We start from the raw sequence: 17216 nt of genomic DNA, 5'->3' as shown, positions 1-17216 counted from the left end.
TGGTCGACGGAGATCGTGCGGCCTGGGGCTCGCGTGGGTCGTCAGCGTGCACCGAGCTGTCGCGCAAGCTCCAGCACCAACCCCCCACGTGGCAGCGGCGTCGGTATCTCCGTGAAGCTCAGATCCTGATCAGGCACCAGCGTCCACACAAACTCGCGCAGCATCATCGCCAGCACGATGTGCATCTCCAGCTCCGCAAAGTGTTGACCAATGCACATCCGCGGCCCGCCACCGAACGGAATATACGCAAACGGCGGACGCTCGGTCGGCACCAACCACCGCTGCGGATCAAACCGGTCCGGGTCCGGGTAGTACTGCGGATCCAAGTGGACGAGCCGCGGGGTCACGGCAACCCGCCAACCTACGGGGATCCGAAACCCACCGAATTCGCCCTCGCGGGTCATCACCCGAAACGCGGCGCCGATCGGCGGGATCACCCGCATGCTCTCCTTGATGAGCGCGCTCAGATACGGCATCCCTCGCACCGACTCGAGCGTGAAGCTCCCGCCGCGCAGCTGGTCCTGCTCGGCCCGAGCCTCGAGCGCGACGTCTGGATGCATCGCCAGGTGATAGACCACGTTCGACATCGAGGTGACGGTCGTGTCGTGGCCCGCAAACAAGAGCAGCTGCAGCTCGTCGACGATCGTGTCACGCGGGAGCATCTCACCCGCCTCGTCGCGGACCTCGAGCAGGGTCGACAGCACATCGGGCCCGCGGCGGCTCCCGGCGTCGCGGCGCATGACTAGATCATCGAGGATCGTGTGCATCCGCCGACGTGCCGCCATCGCCCGCGCAAACTTGGTGCCCGGCAGCTCGACGGCGAGCGGGGTGAACATGCCGGCCGTGAAGGTGTTGAAGTCGCTGCTGAACTCGCCGAGCGGCACGCCGAGCTCCGTGACCTCCCCGACCAGGTAGGTCGCAGCGATCTCGAACGCCAGCGCGCGCATCCGCGGGACCATGGCGACCGGACCCAGCTCGGCGTCAGTCTGCCAGCGCCGCAGGTGCTTGCGCGCGACGGTCAGGATCGAGGGGATCGACGCGTCCATCCCCACCCGTCGAAAGTGGGGTGCGAGCAGCTTGCGCCGGGCCCGGTGCGCCTCGCCGTTGATCAACGCCAGGCAATCATCACCGAGCAGCTCGACGATCGCCGGGGACCACTCGTTCTTCAGGTACTTGTCCTCGCCCGCGTAGACCCAATGGTTCGCCTCGGCGCCGCTCAAGTACACGGTCGGCTTGCCCAGCACCCGCGAGGAGAACACGGGCCCATACTTGCCCCGCCGCGCGTCCACGAACGCGCCGGGCGATCGCAGGAACTCCAGCGTCTCACCTACGAACGGCAGCCCCTTCGCGCCCGGTGGGGTCGGCAGAGATCGCTGAGAGAACCCGTTCATGCCCGAAACCATAGACCAAGCCGCGGGGGTTGGTCGTGGAGGTTGCTACACTCCGCCCCGTGCCCGCCGATCGCCAGCCAACGGACTACGTCGTACACACCTCGAAGCTCGGTGCCAGCGATGAGATGCACGTGAGCCACCCGCTGAACGAGCGCTCCGAGATCTTCATGACCAGGCTCAGCGACCAGACCGGTCTGTCGCACCTCGGCGTGTCGCTGGCCCGGGTCCCGCCCGGCAAAGAGAGCTTCGCGCTTCACGTGCACAGCGTGCAGGAGGAGTGGATCTTCGTGCTGTCGGGCCAGGGCAAGGTCCAGATCGACGATCGGGAGCTCGACCTGCGGGCGGGAGACTTCGTGGGATTTCCTCCGAACGGACCCGCGCACCTGGTTCGCAACACATCAGACGTGGATCTCGTGTACCTGCAGGGCGGGGACCGGCGGGTCGGCGACCGCGGTCGGTTCCCGGAGCTCGGCCTCGTCAGCTATGAGCACGACGCGGAGCACGTGGCGCTGGTCCGGGACGAACAGATCGAGCTGCGGCCGTTCTCCGACTGGCTCGCCAAGGACTGAGGGCGGCGGCCACGGTGGAATTCTAGCGCTGCCGCGCGCGCTCGCGTTGTTGTATAGGTTGGCGGGCAATGCCCTCGTCGACCGGCGCTCGACAGCCTCTAATTACTCGATCTCCGCGACTTCCATGAGCGCGCGAGACCCCAAGCACTGGCTGTGGCGGCTCGACGCGGACGGCTGGCTCGCGGCGGCCGATCACGAGCTCGAGCAGGGTCGCGCGCAGCTCGGCTCGCGGCGAACCGCGGTCACCCACGCGCGCCGGGCCGCGGGCATGGCCCTCAACGCCACGTTGGTCGCGCTCGCCAGCCGCGGCTGGTCGCGCGAGCGCTGCGAGACGGCGTGGGGGCGCAGCTACATCGATCACCTTCGCGCCCTCGCGACGAGCGTGGATGAGTCAGACCCAGACGCCGGGGAGCCGTTCGAGCTCGAGCAGCGCCAGCGTTGCCGCGCGCTGCTGCAGATCTCGGTGATGCCGCCCACGGGGTTGGTTCGGCTCGCGCGCAGCAAAGACGAGGCCGCGGGCGTGGCCCTGGACACCGCGACCGAGCTCGTGCGCGCGTGCGCGGCTGTCATCCAAGCCTGAGTCTCACTCGCAATTGGGGTCGACGCCGCGAGTCACGGCCGCGGCGGCGCTGCACACCGCGAGCCCGGGGACCGCGTCAAAACACAGCCGCGGATCATCGGGCGCCAGCACCACGGGCGCCCGCGACATGCTGAGCTGCGCGCGCGCACGGCCGGCCTCGCTGCCGTCGGTCCACTCGAGCGGGGTGTCGGCGGCCAGCTCCCAGCGCTCGCACGGATCCGCTGGGACCCCCGCTTGCAACAAGCTGATCCCGGCAGCCCGACGCGCCTTGTCGAGATCGATCACCTCGGGGCGCGGCGGCTCGGGCACCTGCGCCTGGGGTTGCGAGCGCAGCTCGAACCGGCCGCAGGGGTTGGCGAAGCTCAGCAGCACGGCGTCGCCAGCGGTCCGCTGCGCGACGGCCCAGGTGAACGCGCCGCCGCGAGCTTGGACGCTGTGCTCGCCGTAGCGAAGCTCGGCCAGCGCGGGCCAGGGGATCGTCCCGTGCGCCCAACTGCTCGACGGTGCGCCCGCCGCCGCCGTCGGAGAGAAGCCGAGCCCGAGCAGGTCCGCGTCGAGCTCGATCGGCAGCTTGAGCCCGCCGACGTGGGCGCTGATCCGATCTTCGAAGCGACTGAGCGGCACCCCAGCGACCAGCGCGACGCTGGTTCCATCGTCGAAGTCGACCCGCGCCGCACGGCGCAGCACCGTGCGCAGCGAGCCGCGCGTGACCCAAAATCGCAGCTCGAGCTCGGCCTCGATCCCAAAGCTCCCCGCGCACTGACGCGCGAGCGCGCCGTCGTGAGTCCGGACGCCGATGAACTCGCCCCGGATCTCGACGACTTCGACGACGTGCCCAGCTGTGAGATCCGAGGAGCGATTGAGCGGCACCGCGAACCGCAGCCCGCGGTCATCCGGGCCCGCGAACAGGTCGGCCTCTTCGGCGATGACCGCGAGCTCGCCAACGGCGAGCGACGGGGGCACGGGCGCCGCGCTCGAGGACGCCGGGTTGCTCGCGGTCCGCTCGCTCGCTCGCTCGTCCGGACGCTCGCGCCCACCACAGGCGAGCAACACGCAGCACCACACGGGCAGCATCCCCGCGCAAACACCGAGGCGGCCCGCTTCGATCACGCGCACAGGCTACCAGCTCGGCCCGGCACGCAGGGCCGCCGGCCTGCTAAGCTGCCGACGAAAGCGTCGTTCCCCGACGCCGTTGGCCTCACCGATGCTCCGCTCGACCTCCGCCCCGTTCTTGCTGCTCTCGCTCCTCACCGTCTCGTTCGGGTGCCAGACCACGGGCAGCGAGGCCGGCGACGAGCAACCCGAGACCGGCAGCGCGGGCGACGGCGACGGCGACGGCGATCCTGGCGACGGCGACCCGACCAGCGACACCAACACCAACACCACCGGCGACCCCACGTTCAACTGCGATCCGAGCGAGCCCGCCCCCTGCCCCGACGGTCAAAAGTGCACGGTGCTCACGTCGACCAGCGTGCCGATCTACGACTGCGTCCCCGACGACGGCGCGCTGCTCCCCTTCGATCCGTGCACGCCCGCGCCCGGCACCGGTCAAGACCAATGTCCGGCCGGGCACACCTGCATCCCCAACACCCCCGACAGCCCGATGGGTCTGTGCCTCGAGCTGTGTGGCGTGGACGACGACTGCGAGTTTGCCCTGTGCGGCACTCCGCCGGGCTTGCAGGTCCCCGTGTGCGCTGCGATCTGCGATCCGCTCGCGCCCCTGTGCCCCGACCTGCAGGTGTGCCAGCGGGTCCGCCAGTCCAACTTCGTGTGTCAGTACCCGGGCATGGGCGACGTCGGCTCGACCTCCGAGCCCTGCAACAGCGTCAACGACTCGGGCTGCGCCGAGGGCTTCGTGTGCGAGACCGGCGGCATCATCCCGGACTGCACCGAGCCCAGCTGCTGCACCGCCCTTTGCGACCTCGCCGACGCCGACACGTGCCAGTCGCCGATGGTCTGCGGCGAGATCCCCCTCGATCCCCAGCCGGGCCTCGAGAACGTGGGCGCCTGCTACGTCCCGCAATAATAGACCCCCACAGGCGTCCTGCACTTTGCCATGCACGGCCTCGCGGCCGGTCGGTCGCTCTCGCTCCCTCGATGGGCTGGGGGCTATAATAGACCCCCACAGGCGTCCTGCACTTTGCCATGCACGGCCTCGCGGCCGGTCGGTCGCTCGCGCTCCCTCGATGGGCTGGGGCTATAATAGACCCCCACAGGCGTCCTGCACTTTGCCATGCACGGCCTTGCGGCCGGTCGGTCGCTCGCGCTCCCTCGATGGGCTGGGGCTATAATAGACCCCCACAGGCGTCCTGCACTTTGCCATGCACGGCCTTGCGGCCGGTCGGTCGCTCGCGCTCCCTCGATGGGCTGGTTAATTTGTGCGCGATGGTGTGATTGGCCCCCTGGGAGGGGGCTAAACCCGACGGAGATGGTGCTGCGCTGCGGCGGGTGATAGCCGCTCAGGGTAGCGCGGGGATCAGTGGGCGGCAGTTGGTGGGATCTTGGGTCGCCGCCTCGGTCGGTGGCGTGGCGTGGCCGTCCTCGCTGATCGTCCATTGGCCGGCGATCGCGACGAGGCCGGCGGCGGGGGCCTCGACCTTGGCCTCGGGGAGGCGGCCGGCGGGCAGCAACATGAGCTGGCCTTCGCAGTCGAACGGGGCCAGCACCCATGGGGGTCCGATCCGGGTGTGATCCATGACCGAGCTCAGGCCGTACCAGGTCTGCGCGAACACGAGGCGATCGTCGGCGACCCACCCGAGATAGACCTGGATCGGCATCTCGCTCTCGTGGCCGCGCACGCTGGCGAGCACGATCGGGCCGAGCTCGTCGCTGATGCCAGACAGCTCGCACAGCTCGAGCGCGGATCCGCAGGCCTCGGGCGCGAGACCGCGAGCGAGCGGGGCCTGCTCGGCCTCGCCTTCGCGCGGGAGCGCTCGGACGATCAGCTGCCGCTCGCCCTCGGCGTCGTGCTCGAGCACCAGGCCGCAGTCCCCCGCTTCCGGTCGCGCGCTCAGCTGCGCGATCGCCTGCTCCGAACTCCCCTCACACCGAGGCCCACGCGCGGCCTCGGTCTGGGTGGTATCTGGCGCGACCTCCTGCTGATCACCGGTCTGCCGTGACAAGCACCCGGTCAGCAGCAGGGCGAGCAGCGTCAGTTGGCGACGAGGTCGACGCGTAGCGGCGCACCCTGGTTGGCGACCGCGATATTGGTGCCCGGCAGCGCGCCGATCCGCCAGATCTGGGTGCCGGCCGAGTTCTTGCCGATCAGCCCGGACTGCCGCAGCTCGACGCTTGGGCCCTGGCCAGAGTCGCAACCCGCGAAGGCCTCGACCGGGAGCGGACCGATGTGCAGCTCGCGGTAGGGCAAGGTCGACGGGTCGTTGATCTTGAAGGTGACCGCCAAGCTGTACACCTGGTTCGCGTCGATCAAGTTCTGCTTGATCTCGGTGACCTCGCAATCGGGGATGTCCATGAAGTCGCTGCACAGGCGATCCTCGAAGTCGGCGAACACGGGCGCGCCGTCGGTGCCGTCCTTTTGAAAGGTGGGTTGGCGCACCAGGTAGAAGTCTTGCAGGCAGGTCTCGTACTGCACGGTCGCCGTGATCTCCGTGGTCCCAGCGAACAGTTCGGTGGTGCCGTTGGTCGGCGACATCTCGATTCGGATCGTGGCGAAGTTCTCGGGCTCTGGCTCTGTGCAACTCCCGAGCGTGGTCAGGCCCAGCAGGGCGGCAGCGAACGTGAGCGCGGTCTTCGTGCGACGCATTTGTGGGAGTGTGGCAGAGGGCACACGCATCGAGCAAGCCCAACCCCAACCTTCCAAATAGGTGCGCAAGGGCTGGCACTGCAAATTGAAAAACGCATCTAGATGGCCTTACGCGGGCATCTGTGGCACTTTTGACACACCGGAGCTGTGACTGGCGTCACCGGGACGGGAGGTCCACACGTGTATGCTCGTCTGCAATTAGCGCGCACTACGCCGTTGCAGACATGCTTGATCAGACCTCTACTTCCCAGGTGCTCGACACCGTTCGTCGGGCGACGCCACGTGTCCGTAGCGCCCCACGCTGGCGGTGTGAGCCAGTGACCGCTGGGGGTCCGCTCGACGCCGCCCTCGCCCGCAGCCAAGCGTGGTGTCAGACGTGGTGGGCCCGCCTGCACCAGCCGCAGCCGTGGCTGGCCGAGATCCCCGACGTCGGGCCGAGCTGCGAAGTCCTGCTGGCCGACGCGCTGTTCCACGATCTGACCGAGGTCGAGCGCCAGGGCTTGCTCGCGTGGATCCGTAGCCAACAGCACCAAGATGGCAGCTGGCGCGACGCCAAGGGTGAGCCCGACGTCTCGCTCACCTGCCTGGGCTACTGGGCCCGAGTTCAAGCTGGTGATGATCCCGACGCCGAGGACCTCGTCCGCGCGCTGCGCGTGATCCACGAGCTCGGTGGCGCCCGACAGGCCAACCTGAGCGTGCGGCTGTGGCTCGCGATGGCCGGCACGGTCGAGTGGGACTGGGTCCCCTCGGTCCCCTCGGAGCTGTACTTGCTCCCGGAGTTCGCCCGGCTGTCGCCGGCCCGGCTGTCGCCGTGGGCCCGGCAGATGGTCACCGCGCTGCACTTGCTGGCGTCGGGCCCGGCCCGGATCCACCTGTACGACGCCGCCGAGCTGCTGCTCTACAACCGCGACGACGCAGCGATCCCGCCTAGGCTCACGCGCCCGGGGTTGGCCGGAGATCTGTTGCAGGCCTTCGACACCTCGATCCGACTGGGGCGCAAGCTGCCGCGCGGCGTCGTTCGTCGGCGCTCGCTCGGGCGGGCGCGGCGATGGATCGAGGACGCGCAGCAGGCCCACGGCGGGTGGTTCTCGACCCGACCCACGATCTACAGCCTGATGGCGCTGCGCGTGGCCGGGGTCACCAGCGACGATCCCCGGGTTCGCTCGGGGCTCGACTACCTGCGCCGCGCTCGGGGAACCGTCGAGGTCTCCGCGTCCGGGCGAGTGCTCGCGCAAGGCCTGACCGGGCGTCCGCTCGCGAAGGTCGCCGGCCTCGGTGTCGCGGCTGGGATCGCGGGCGTGCACGAGCGACTGCTCGCCGCCGAGCTCACCAGCGCCGGCCCCTGGCAGCGCCGCGCCGACGCCCCGATCGGGGGCTGGTCGGCCGAGGCCGACGCCGACGCGCACCTCGATCTGCGCACGACCTGCACCATCTTGCACGCGCTCCGCGGTACGCGGACCCCCGCGACCCGAGCCAGCCTCCGCCGCGCGGCCGAGATCGTGCTTGCGATGCAAGAGCCCGATGGCTCGTTCGCCCGGTTCGAGCGAGGCGAGGCCACGGTCCCGCTGTCCCAGCTGCCGTGGCGCGACGCCGAGCAGCTCAACCTCGGCGGCACCGACGACGAGGCCCGCGTGGTCCTGACGGCCATGGTCCTGCGTGAGCTGGCCGTGCTCGGCTGGCGCCGCGAGGACGATCGGATCGCCGCCGCGTGTGCGTGGCTCGAGCGAACCCACGCGCGCCACGGTCACGCGTGGTCGGTCGCGACGCTGGCCGAGGTCGTGCGCGCGACGGTGGTCCAGTGCGTCGCCGATCACCCGCTGCGCAAGGCCTGCGAGCAGCAGCTGCGGACCAAGCAGCGGGAGGACGGCAGCTTCGGCGACGAGCTCTCGACCGCCCGCGCCCTGCTCGCGTTGATCGCCGTGGGCGATCCGTGTGCGCAGGCCCAGCGAGCCGCGCGTAACCTGGTTGGCCGGGTCGGCGCGATCGCCAGCGACGGTCCGAACCTGCCCGACACCGAGCTGCCAGGCTACGGCCTGTCGCCGCGGCTGCGAGACCCCAGCGCGGGGGCACGGGCGATCCACGCGGCCCTGTCCAGCTTTCGCCGTGAGGTCGGTCAGCTCGCATGAACGCCGAGGGGCACCCCGCGATCGCGGACCGCTACGACGTCGTCATCGTCGGCGCCGGGCTGGCTGGCTGCGCGCTGGCCCAGGCGCTCGCGCGGGCCGACCAACGCCGCCGTCGCTCGATCCTCGTGGTCGATCTGCACCGCGGCGTGTCGCCGCGTTTCTCTGGCGAGTTCATCCACCCCCGCGGCGCGCAGGTGCTCGATGACCTGGGCTTCTACAATCGGCTGGTCGCCGCGGGTGCGGTCGATGTCGACGGCTTCGTGGTCACGCAGAGCGGCGAGCAAGACGACCCGGTGGTCCTGGACTACGCGTCGATCCCCGGCGAGCGCCCGCGCGGGCTGTCGGTCCACCACAAGACCCTGGTTCGCGTCATGCGTCAGACCCTGCGCGACCGCGAGCAGGTCACGCTGCTCGAGGGCTGGCGGGTCGTCGACCTCCTGCGTGACGGCGAGCGCACCTGCGGCGTGGTCCTGACCGGGACCGAGGGCGAGCTGCGGATCCGCTGCGATCTCGTCGTCGCCGCCGACGGCAAGGCCAGCACCGTGCGAAAGCTCGCTGGCGTGCCCGATGGCCGGCAGACCCTCGGCTTCACGGCTGGCCTGGAGGTGACGGGCGCCAAGCTGCGCCACCCCTTGCACGCCAACGTGATCCTGGGCGGGCCCGGGCCGATGCTCTGCTACCCGATCTCCCGCGACGACGGTCAGCTCAGCTTTCGCCTGACCTTTGACCTACCCCACGCGCTCCCCGCCAAAGGGGCGGATCTCTCCCGCTATCTGATCGACGCGTTCTTGCCGTATCTGCCCGGGCCGCTGGCCGAGTCTGTCGCCGACGCGCTGCATCGCCACAAAGGACCGCTCGAGCTGGCTCCGACCTTCAACCTCCCCGCGCCCCCGGCCACGGCCCCGGGCCTGGCGCTGGTCGGTGACGCCGCGGGCTGCTCTCACCCGATCACCGCGAGCGGCATGACGATGGGCCTGCTCGACGCCAAGTACTTGGCCCGCGAAGCCCGGCGCCGGGCCGATGTCAGCGCGGATCAGCCCTGGCTCGACGACGGCAGCCTGCGCCGCTACCGGATCGAGCACGACCGCTACGTGCCCACCCGTCAGGCCCTCGCCGACTCGATCTTCGAGGCCTTTCGGGGCGAGGGTGAGGGAGCGCGCGGAATTCGTCGCGCGCTGTTCAGGTACTGGCGCAGTGGTGAGCGCCAGCGGGTCCGCTCGCTGGCCCTGCTCGCCTGCGCCGAGCGCCGGCCCCGGATCTTCCTCGCAGAGTACCTCAAGACCGCCCACCACGTGCTCGCGTCCAGTTTTGCACCTCGCCACGCGCTGCATTTTCCCGTGAGTGATCGCCTGCGCCAGGTCCAGGGCGCGGTTGGGCTCGCTGGGACCAAGGTGGGTGTGGTCGCTCAGGTCGCCTGGTCACAACTGCGACCGTTCTAGTCGGGTTCGTTGACACGCCGGTCGGGCCCCCCTAGGCTGCGCAAGTGAGCCAGATTCGGGTTCTCGTGGTCGACGACGACCCCTGGATTCTCCGCATGGTCTCATCGAGCCTGGAGAAGAAGGGCACGTACGCGGTCGACACCGCGCGCGACGGTCAACAGGCGTTGCTAAAAGCCCAGGCCCAAAAGCCGGACATGATCATCAGCGACGTGATGATGCCGGTCATGGATGGCTGGGCGCTGGTCCAGCAGCTGCGCGCGGATCCGATGCTCGCCGACGTCCCGGTGCTGTTCCTGACCGCCCTGGGCAAAGATGAAGATCGCCTGCACGCGCTCGGGCTCAAGCCCGACGACTACGTGTCCAAGCCGTTTCGGTTCGACGATCTCGAGCGGCGCGTGCTCAAGGCCCTCGCCAAGCGTGGCAAGGCCGAGGATCCCACTCCGGGGTACGGTCAGCCGCAGCCAGGGTTTGGCCAGCACGGCTACGGTCCCACGCCCTCGCAGGGACCTGCGGGTGGGTTCGCGCCGGGCAGCTTCGGGCCTCCGGTCGGCGGTCAGTCGGGTGGCTACCCCTCGCCGGGCGGGTTCGGGTCGCCGCCAGGCCAGTCGGGCTTTCCCCAGCAGGGCGGGTTTCCTCAGCAAGGTGGGTTCCCCCAGCAAGGTGGGTTCCCCCAGCAAGGTGGGTTTCCCCAGCAAGGCTATCCGCAGCAAGGCCAGCAGCAGGGCTACCCCCAGCAGGGCTACCCGCAGCAGGGCCAACAACAACAGTATCCGCAGCAGGGCGGCCACTACGGGCCTCCCGGGCCGCACCCCGGGGCCGGTGGCTACCCACAGCAGGGCCAGCAGCAGGGCTACCCACAGCAGGGCCAACCCCCGCAGGGCCAACCGGGCCAACAAAACCCGAGCGTGAGCCAGCCGCGGAGCCAGCCAGCGCCCGAGCCAGAGTCCACCCCACCGCAGCAGGTCGATCCCAGCGCCTCGGGCTCGTTCTCTGGTGCGATCAAGCGGACGGGTCTGTCCGGTCGGCTCGAGCAGCTCGGGCTGTCGAGCCTGCTGGTCATGATGGAGATGGAGCGCAAAGACGGCGTGCTGCAGCTGCAGCACTCCGCCGACAAGAAGGTCGGGCGCATCTTCATCCGCAAGGGCCAAGTCATTCAGGCCCGCATCGAAAAAGACACCGCCAGCCGCGACGGGGCGCACTGCGTCTATCACATGCTGCTGTGGGACAAGGGCCGGTTTCACTTCACGGCCATGGACATCGAGATGGAAGACCTCGTCAAGACGTCGACGACCAGCCTGCTCATGGAGGGCGCGCGGCTGATCGACGAGGCCAACCGGTAGAGGTTGTGGTGAAGCCTTCGGGGTCAGACCGCGAGCTGACGATGGCCGAGCTCGCGGCCCAGGCCAAGCTCGATCCCGACAGTGCGGAACCCGAGCCCGCCAGCGACCGGGACCCGAGCGCGCGCGACGACGAGCTGCTCGATGATCCACCCGAGACCGACCACCACCTCGGCCGGTTTGCCGGGTGGCGGGCGGCTCGGCAGGTGCGCCTGTTCGTGGGCGTGGCCCTGGGTTTGGCGGTGATCGTCGGCGGCACGGTGTTCGTCACGCACACCCGGGCGCTGCGAGAGCAAGACGAGCAGCTTCGCCAAAAGCGGCTGCATCCGCTGCCCGAGCTCGAGGCGACGATCACCCCGGGCACGCCGCGCGAGATGACGGTGTCCGACGGCAGCATGCGGGTCTCGCTCTCGGCAGAGCCGCCGGCGATCAACCTGCTGCATCTGCCCGATCGCGACATCACGCTGGCGCCGGGGGTCGAGAAGGCGCAGTTCAAGGTGGTGGTGGTCGACGGCAAGACCGTGGAGCTGGTGGTCTTGACGGGGGACGTCGTCGAGACGCTGACCCGCGAGGACGCGGCTTTGCTGCTGCCGTAGGTCGGGCAGATCTCGTCTCTACGTTCGTCTGGGCGCTCGTCTGGTCTCGTCTGATCAGGGATCAAACCACGGGCAGCGAGTCGGGGTATCGTGTCGGGGTAGCTCGGAGTTAGCCATGCGTCGTATCTCGCTGTTTGCACTGTCCATCACCCCCCTGCTCGCGTGTGTGTCGGACGGAGGTGATCGCCAGCTCACGGGTGACACCGCCGACGCCGCGACCACGCTCGCCACCGCCAGCGACACGCTGAGCAGCGACAGCACCACCGACGACACCAGCACCGCCGACGCCAGCACCGATGACGACACCGGTGAGAGCGGCGGTCTCAAGCTCGACACGCTCCCGGCCGAGACCGCCGATGACGGCCCCGATCCCGAGGACTGCATCGAGGACGTCGACATCGTGTTCGTGATGGACGTGTCGACCACGATGGGCCCGTTCTTCGACAAGCTCGAGAGCGACATCCTGGCGGTCCACGACGCGCTCGCGGCCTTCGATCTGCCCAACCCGCCGCACTATGGCCTGGCCGTGTTCGTCGACGACTTCACGCTCGTCAACGCGGGCGCGCCCTACACGGACATCAACGCGCTCAAGGCCGACTTCGAGTACTGGAACAACTTCACGTCGAGCAATCAGCAGACCGGCGGCGGCTCGTTCAACAGCACCTGGACCGAGAACAGCCTCGACGCGCTGTTCGCCGCCTCGGGTGGGTTTCAGTGGCGGCCCGTGTCCTCCACGCTGCGGATGATCATTCACACCACCGACGACACGTTCTGGAACGGCCCGACCGTGGCCAACGGGGTCAACATTCTGCACGACTACCCCGAGACCGTCAGCTCGCTGCAGCAACGGGAGATCCGGATGTTCACGTTCGCCGACCACCTCGGCGGGCAGTCGGGCACCGATGATGTGTCAGAGGGGTTCTTCACTGACTACGCCGGTCAAGCGCCGATCCCCGCGCAGACCGGCGGCGCGGCCTATGAGATCGGGCAGGTGCTGGCTGGGGTGATCTCGCTGTCCGACGCGATTGTCGGGGCGGTCGAAGAGAGCTACTGCGAGGAGTACCCGCCCATCGGGTAGTCCGATCTACGGTCCACACACCTCGCCGCAGTTGACCGCGGCGCAGGTCAGCGAGGCTTCGAGCAGCGCGAGCGAATCGGGGCTCAGCTCGCAGGCCTCGAGGCAGTACTGGAAGTCACCCTCGAGGGGTCGCGCAGGCACCCGCCGACCTGTCCGGCGAGGAGCCAGGCCAGCGACACGGCAAAAACGTGGTGGCGCGTCGCCATCGTTGCACGATAACACCTCCAGGACAGGCCGATCGCCTGATGCACACCGGAGCGAGGACCACTCATGGACGCCATCCTGATCGACGAGCCGCTCCTCGCCAGTGAGCGGCTAAAGCAGCTCAGCCAACGCAGCGACGCCGCGAGCCTGCGCCGGCTGCTGGCTCAGACGCTGCTCTATGTCGGCAGCGCGGTCGCGTTGGTGCTCCTCGATGATCCCGCGGCGATCGTCACCTCGCTGCTCATCAACGGCGTGGCTCAGTTCGCGATGTTCGGCATGTTGCACGAGGCCTGCCACAAGACCGCGTTCGCCCGGCCATGGCTGAGCGAGCTCGCCGGGTGGATCGCCGCGCTCGCCCAGCCCATGAGCCCGGCCTTGATGCGGGCGTTCCACTTCACGCATCACCGCCACACCCACGAGCTCGAGCACGACCCCGAGCTCGGCGGCTTGGCGTTCATGATCCCGTGGCCGCGGGGTCTGATGTGGGTGGTGACGATGACAGGGATCCCGCTGGTGGTCGCGCGGGTCGGCTGGTCGTTGTTCGCGGCGCTGGTGCCCCGCCAGGCCGACGGGTTGTGGACGCGGGTGCTGCCGTTCGTGCGGCCCGAGCGACGCTTGCGAATCGCGTGGGAGGCTCGGTTGCTGATGCTGATCCACGGCCTGGCGATCGCGGCGGCGTGCACGATCGTTCCTACGCTGTGGCGGGTGTACGCGGGCCTGCTGATCGGCCACATGTTGCTGGGCTGGTACACCACGTGTGAACATCGGGGGCTGCCCGCGCTGGGGTCAGCTGGCGAGGGCCAGCCGTCGATCCTCGCGCGCACGCGCTCGCTGGTGACCCCGGCCTGGCTGCGCTGGTTGATCTGGAACATGCCCTACCACGCCGAGCACCACGCGTGGCCGGCCGTCCCTTGGCACGCGCTCCCAGCCCTGCACGAGCAGGTCCGCGGGCATCTGGTGCATCGCGAGCGACCGCTGTACCTGCACCTCCACGGCGGCCGCGAGCGGCCTCAGCCACCGCGCGCGGACTGAGCGATACTGCGGCCATGCTCACGCGCGACGATCGAGACCATCGGATCGAGGGCGGTCTCCTGGGCCTGTTGATCGGCGACGCGCTCGGCGTGCCCTACGAATTTCACGGCCCCGCCGACATCCCCGCGCACGAGCAGATCGAGATGCGCCCGCCCACCGAGTTTCGCCGGGCCCACGCCAGCGTGGCCCCCGGGACCTGGTCGGACGACGGCGCCCAGGCGCTGTGCCTGCTGGCGTCGCTGCTCGAGCGCGGCCAGCTCGAGCTCCGCGACTTTGGCCAACGCATGGTCCGGTGGTTCGACAGTGGCTACCTGGCCGTCGACGCGGCAGTGTTCGATGTCGGCATTCAGACTCGGACCGCGCTGGCGCGGCTGGCTGCCGGTCAGGATCCCGAGCAGTCTGGGCCGAGCGGCGAGTACGACAACGGCAACGGCTCGCTGATGCGGGTGCTGCCGCTGGCGCTTTGGCACCGGGGCGACGACCGAGCGCTGGTCCGCGATGCCATGCGATCATCGCTGCCAACCCACGGCCACCTGCGCAGCCAGCTGTGCTGCGCGATCTACTGCCTGTGGGCCCGGCGGATGCTCGAGGGGGTCGAACAACACGCGGCCTGGAACGCCGCGGTCGATCTGCTCGGTGAGCTCGCCCTGGCGCACGCTGATCCCGACCAATTACAGGCCGAGCTCGCGGCGATCGATCTACGCCGCGCCCCCGCTGGCAGCGGCAGCGGCTACGTCGTCGACTGCCTCCACTCGGCCCGGCTGGCGCTCGAGCACGACAGCTTCGAAGCGGTGGTCAAGGCCGCGGTCGCGATCGGCAACGACACCGACACGACAGCAGCGGTCGCGGGCGGGCTCGCGGGGATCCGGTCTGGAACCGCGGGGATCCCTGCGCGCTGGCGTCGGGAGCTGCGTGGCCGCGAGCTCCTCGATCCGCTGCTCGACGCCCTGCTCGAGGCAGCCCGCGTCACGACCAACGATAGCTAGCCAGCGCCTTCACCAGCAGCTGCTTGGCCCGGGCGATCCGCAGGTGATCGCGCGCGTGCGGGCCTCCGCTATCGTTCGGCCACAGTCGGACGAAGCGCAGCTTTCCGTCAGCGGTCCAGTAGGTGATCAGCCCCGAAGACCGGTTGCCGCCCATCATCTCGAGCGCGCGCTCGAGCACGGTGACCATCACCTCGACGCTCGGCTGCCAGTCGCTATCGCCAACGATCACGTGCTCGCGCTCGCGCGCGGCGTCGGACATGAGGCCAGGCGCCTGCTCGATCGTCAGCCGGGTCCACAGCTCCCGCAGCGACTCGAGCTCGCCCTGCTCGGCGTAGGCCAGGCCCAGGTTGATCGTCGCGCCGGCCCGCGCGGGGTGGGAAGCCACCGCCTGCTCGAGCTCGACGATCGCCGCTTCGGTGCGCCCGAGCATCCGCAGCGCCTCGCCACGGAACACGTGGATCGCCGGACCCTCGGTGCCGCGCATGACCTCGACGCCGCGCGCGTTGGTCTCGAGCGCGCGCGTGGGCAAGCCCGCGAGCAGGTCCAGGGTCGACAGGCCCATGTACGCCCAGCGGGTCCCGGTGACCCGGTCGATCGCCAGCTCGAGATCGACCCGCGCCGCGTCCAGGTTGCCCAGCCACAGGTGCAGCTCGCCGCGGTGACAGACCGGCAGCGACGAGTCTGAATACGCACGCACGACCTCGTCGAACGCGGCCAGGCAGTGGTTCGGGCTGGCGACGCCGAGCAGCTGCAAGGCCGAGCGCGAGCGCTGACGGCAGCCCGGACCCGCGTGGAGTCGAGCCAGCTCGCCCTCGACTAGATGGGTGGCGTGGATCGATCGGTTGCCACGCAAGGCCGCGAGCGCGGCCTCGACCGCCGCGATCATGTCGGCTCGGGCGCGCGTGTTTAGAGCTTGGCGGGCGAGCTCGGGGACCAGCTCGGGCAGCGCGTGCTCGAACTCCTCGGTGCGGTTGTGAACCACTGTCTCGCCGATCTCGGCGTCCTCGCTGACGACCAGCAAGAAGCGCAGCAGCCACGCCACCAGCAAGAACCCGTCGGCGTGGGTGGTCGCGTGCTGCAGGTGCGCGTGGGCCCGCTCGGGCTCGCCGGTCCGCAGGTAGACCTCGCTCAGCCACACGTGGGCCTGATACTCGCGCGGGTCGATCGCCACCGCCCGAGCCAGCAGCTCGCGCGCGGCGTCCCACTGCTCGGCCGCGACCGCGAGGCCACCGAGCAGACGCAGCGCCGGGGCGAAGTCAGAGTGCGAAGCCAACGCCTGCTCGGCGTGCGCGCGGGCCAGCTCGACCTGATCCGACCACGCGGCGAGCTCGGCCAGCCACACGTGTACGTCACGCTGATCAGGGTCGAGCAGCAGCGCCTGATCAAACCAAGTCCGGGCCAGATCAAACCGGCTCGCGTCGATCGCCACGCGCCCGGCCGCGCGCAGGTACGTGAGGCGTTGGTCCGCTGGCGCCAGCTCGAGCGCGCGCTCGGCCGCAGCGATCGCCTGGTCACGCTGATCCAGGGCCGCGTGCAGGCTGCTGACCTCCATCCACAGCGACGGGCTCTCGGGCGTCTGCGCGAGCGCGGGCTGGGCGTGGTCGAGGGCCCGCTGCCACCAGTGCCCGCGCGAGTAAAACCGGACCGCCTGGGCGTGCAAGCTGGGGTGCTCGGGATCCTCCGCGATCGATCGCTCGAGCCACTCGCGAACGTCGTGCTTCCAGCCCAGCGCCAGCGCGGCGCTGATCACCCGCTGTCGGCCGCGGCGACCGGCCGCGCCCGGCCGCGCCCCGGCCCGCGCGAACTGGTCGAGCGCGCGCTGGTAGTCGTGGGTGACAAACAACAGCTGCCCGGCGACCAGCTCGATCACCGGGTTGTCACCCCCGCGCGCGAGCGCGGCGTCGACGTCCGCCCGCGCGCGCGCGAGCTGACCGTTCTCGGCCAGGAAGCAGGCCCGCAGCAGGCGGGTGAAGGTTGGCGCGCTGGCGATCAGCCGCCGCGTCGAGACCGAGTCAAACCGACCAGCCGCGAGCTCGGCGACCAGCTGCTCGGTCGCCTGGAGGTTGCGCCAATTGGTCGCGTCGCTGGCCACCGCTGCATGGTCCCCCACTCGCG

Annotated in this window: 16 protein-coding genes; 10 read left to right on the top strand and 6 right to left on the bottom strand. The window is 69.8% G+C overall.

Features of this window, described 5'->3' with window-relative positions; translation table 11 throughout:
• Positions 1–41: 41 nt before the first annotated feature.
• Positions 42–1391, bottom strand: a complete 1350-nt coding sequence (locus tag ENSA7_RS23955; protein ID WP_181234043.1) for a cytochrome P450 — start codon at positions 1389–1391, stop codon at positions 42–44.
• Positions 1392–1450: 59 nt separating this feature from the next.
• Here ENSA7_RS23955 and ENSA7_RS23950 point away from each other — a divergent pair, with 59 nt between their 5' ends.
• Together ENSA7_RS23950 and ENSA7_RS23945 are read left to right on the top strand one after the other, a co-directional pair.
• Complete coding sequence (locus ENSA7_RS23950) at positions 1451–1960, top strand: cupin domain-containing protein (RefSeq protein ID WP_106091661.1); 510 nt, start codon at positions 1451–1453, stop codon at positions 1958–1960.
• 124 nt (positions 1961–2084) lie between these two features.
• The gene (locus ENSA7_RS23945; RefSeq protein WP_106091660.1) at positions 2085–2540 is read left to right on the top strand and encodes a hypothetical protein; all 456 of its coding nucleotides are present in this window, start codon (positions 2085–2087) and stop codon (positions 2538–2540) included.
• A 3-nt stretch (positions 2541–2543) separates the two neighbouring features.
• On the opposite strand, the gene ENSA7_RS23940 is transcribed toward ENSA7_RS23945, so the two are convergent.
• On the bottom strand, positions 2544–3650 hold the full coding sequence (locus ENSA7_RS23940; protein WP_146158064.1) for a hypothetical protein: 1107 nt from the start codon (positions 3648–3650) through the stop codon (positions 2544–2546).
• A gap of 94 nt (positions 3651–3744) precedes the next feature.
• Here ENSA7_RS23940 and ENSA7_RS23935 point away from each other — a divergent pair, with 94 nt between their 5' ends.
• Positions 3745–4566 (top strand): hypothetical protein, encoded by an 822-nt coding sequence (locus ENSA7_RS23935; protein WP_106091658.1) that lies wholly within the window; start codon positions 3745–3747, stop codon positions 4564–4566.
• Positions 4567–4999: 433 nt separating this feature from the next.
• Here ENSA7_RS23935 and ENSA7_RS23930 read toward each other — a convergent pair whose 3' ends face one another.
• Both ENSA7_RS23930 and ENSA7_RS23925 read right to left on the bottom strand, forming a co-directional pair.
• A complete protein-coding gene (locus ENSA7_RS23930) occupies positions 5000–5662 on the bottom strand; it encodes a hypothetical protein (protein WP_106091657.1) in 663 nt (220 codons plus the stop codon).
• Positions 5663–5691: 29 nt separating this feature from the next.
• The gene (locus ENSA7_RS23925; protein WP_106091656.1) at positions 5692–6303 is read right to left on the bottom strand and encodes a hypothetical protein; all 612 of its coding nucleotides are present in this window, start codon (positions 6301–6303) and stop codon (positions 5692–5694) included.
• Positions 6304–6620: 317 nt separating this feature from the next.
• Between ENSA7_RS23925 and ENSA7_RS23920 the strand changes: the two genes are divergently transcribed.
• The 5 genes from ENSA7_RS23920 (at position 6621) to ENSA7_RS23900 (ending at position 12879) form a co-directional block, all read left to right on the top strand.
• Positions 6621–8429, top strand: coding sequence for a prenyltransferase/squalene oxidase repeat-containing protein (locus ENSA7_RS23920; protein ID WP_181234042.1), 1809 nt, complete (start codon positions 6621–6623; stop codon positions 8427–8429).
• Positions 8426–9868, top strand: a complete 1443-nt coding sequence (locus ENSA7_RS23915) for an FAD-dependent monooxygenase (protein ID WP_106091654.1) — start codon at positions 8426–8428, stop codon at positions 9866–9868. Before ENSA7_RS23920 ends, ENSA7_RS23915 begins: the two co-directional genes overlap by 4 nt.
• Before the next feature lie 44 nt (positions 9869–9912).
• Positions 9913–11208, top strand: coding sequence for a response regulator (locus ENSA7_RS23910; RefSeq protein WP_106091653.1), 1296 nt, complete (start codon positions 9913–9915; stop codon positions 11206–11208).
• An 8-nt stretch (positions 11209–11216) separates the two neighbouring features.
• Positions 11217–11801, top strand: coding sequence for a hypothetical protein (locus tag ENSA7_RS23905; RefSeq protein WP_106091652.1), 585 nt, complete (start codon positions 11217–11219; stop codon positions 11799–11801).
• Between the two features lie 115 nt (positions 11802–11916).
• On the top strand, positions 11917–12879 hold the full coding sequence (locus tag ENSA7_RS23900; protein ID WP_106091651.1) for a vWA domain-containing protein: 963 nt from the start codon (positions 11917–11919) through the stop codon (positions 12877–12879).
• Positions 12880–12885: 6 nt separating this feature from the next.
• On the opposite strand, the gene ENSA7_RS45850 is transcribed toward ENSA7_RS23900, so the two are convergent.
• A complete protein-coding gene (locus ENSA7_RS45850; RefSeq protein ID WP_280524031.1) occupies positions 12886–13020 on the bottom strand; it encodes a hypothetical protein in 135 nt (44 codons plus the stop codon).
• Between the two features lie 129 nt (positions 13021–13149).
• Here ENSA7_RS45850 and ENSA7_RS23895 point away from each other — a divergent pair, with 129 nt between their 5' ends.
• Positions 13150–14115: a fatty acid desaturase gene (locus ENSA7_RS23895; protein ID WP_106091650.1), complete on the top strand. Its 966-nt coding sequence runs from the start codon at positions 13150–13152 to the stop codon at positions 14113–14115.
• A gap of 14 nt (positions 14116–14129) precedes the next feature.
• Positions 14130–15101, top strand: coding sequence for an ADP-ribosylglycohydrolase family protein (locus ENSA7_RS23890; RefSeq protein WP_106091649.1), 972 nt, complete (start codon positions 14130–14132; stop codon positions 15099–15101).
• Here the strand turns inward: ENSA7_RS23890 and ENSA7_RS23885 are convergent.
• Positions 15082–17193 carry a tetratricopeptide repeat protein gene (locus ENSA7_RS23885; RefSeq protein ID WP_106091648.1) on the bottom strand — a complete coding sequence of 704 codons (2112 nt, stop codon included), beginning with the start codon at positions 17191–17193 and terminating at the stop codon, positions 15082–15084. The two genes, ENSA7_RS23890 and ENSA7_RS23885, sit on opposite strands and share 20 nt — an antisense overlap.
• Positions 17194–17216 lie beyond the last annotated feature (23 nt).

The organism is Enhygromyxa salina (assembly GCF_002994635.1).
Lineage (GTDB): Bacteria > Myxococcota_A > Polyangia > Nannocystales > Nannocystaceae > Plesiocystis > Plesiocystis salina_B.
This window is presented reverse-complemented; position numbering and strand designations above follow the sequence as displayed.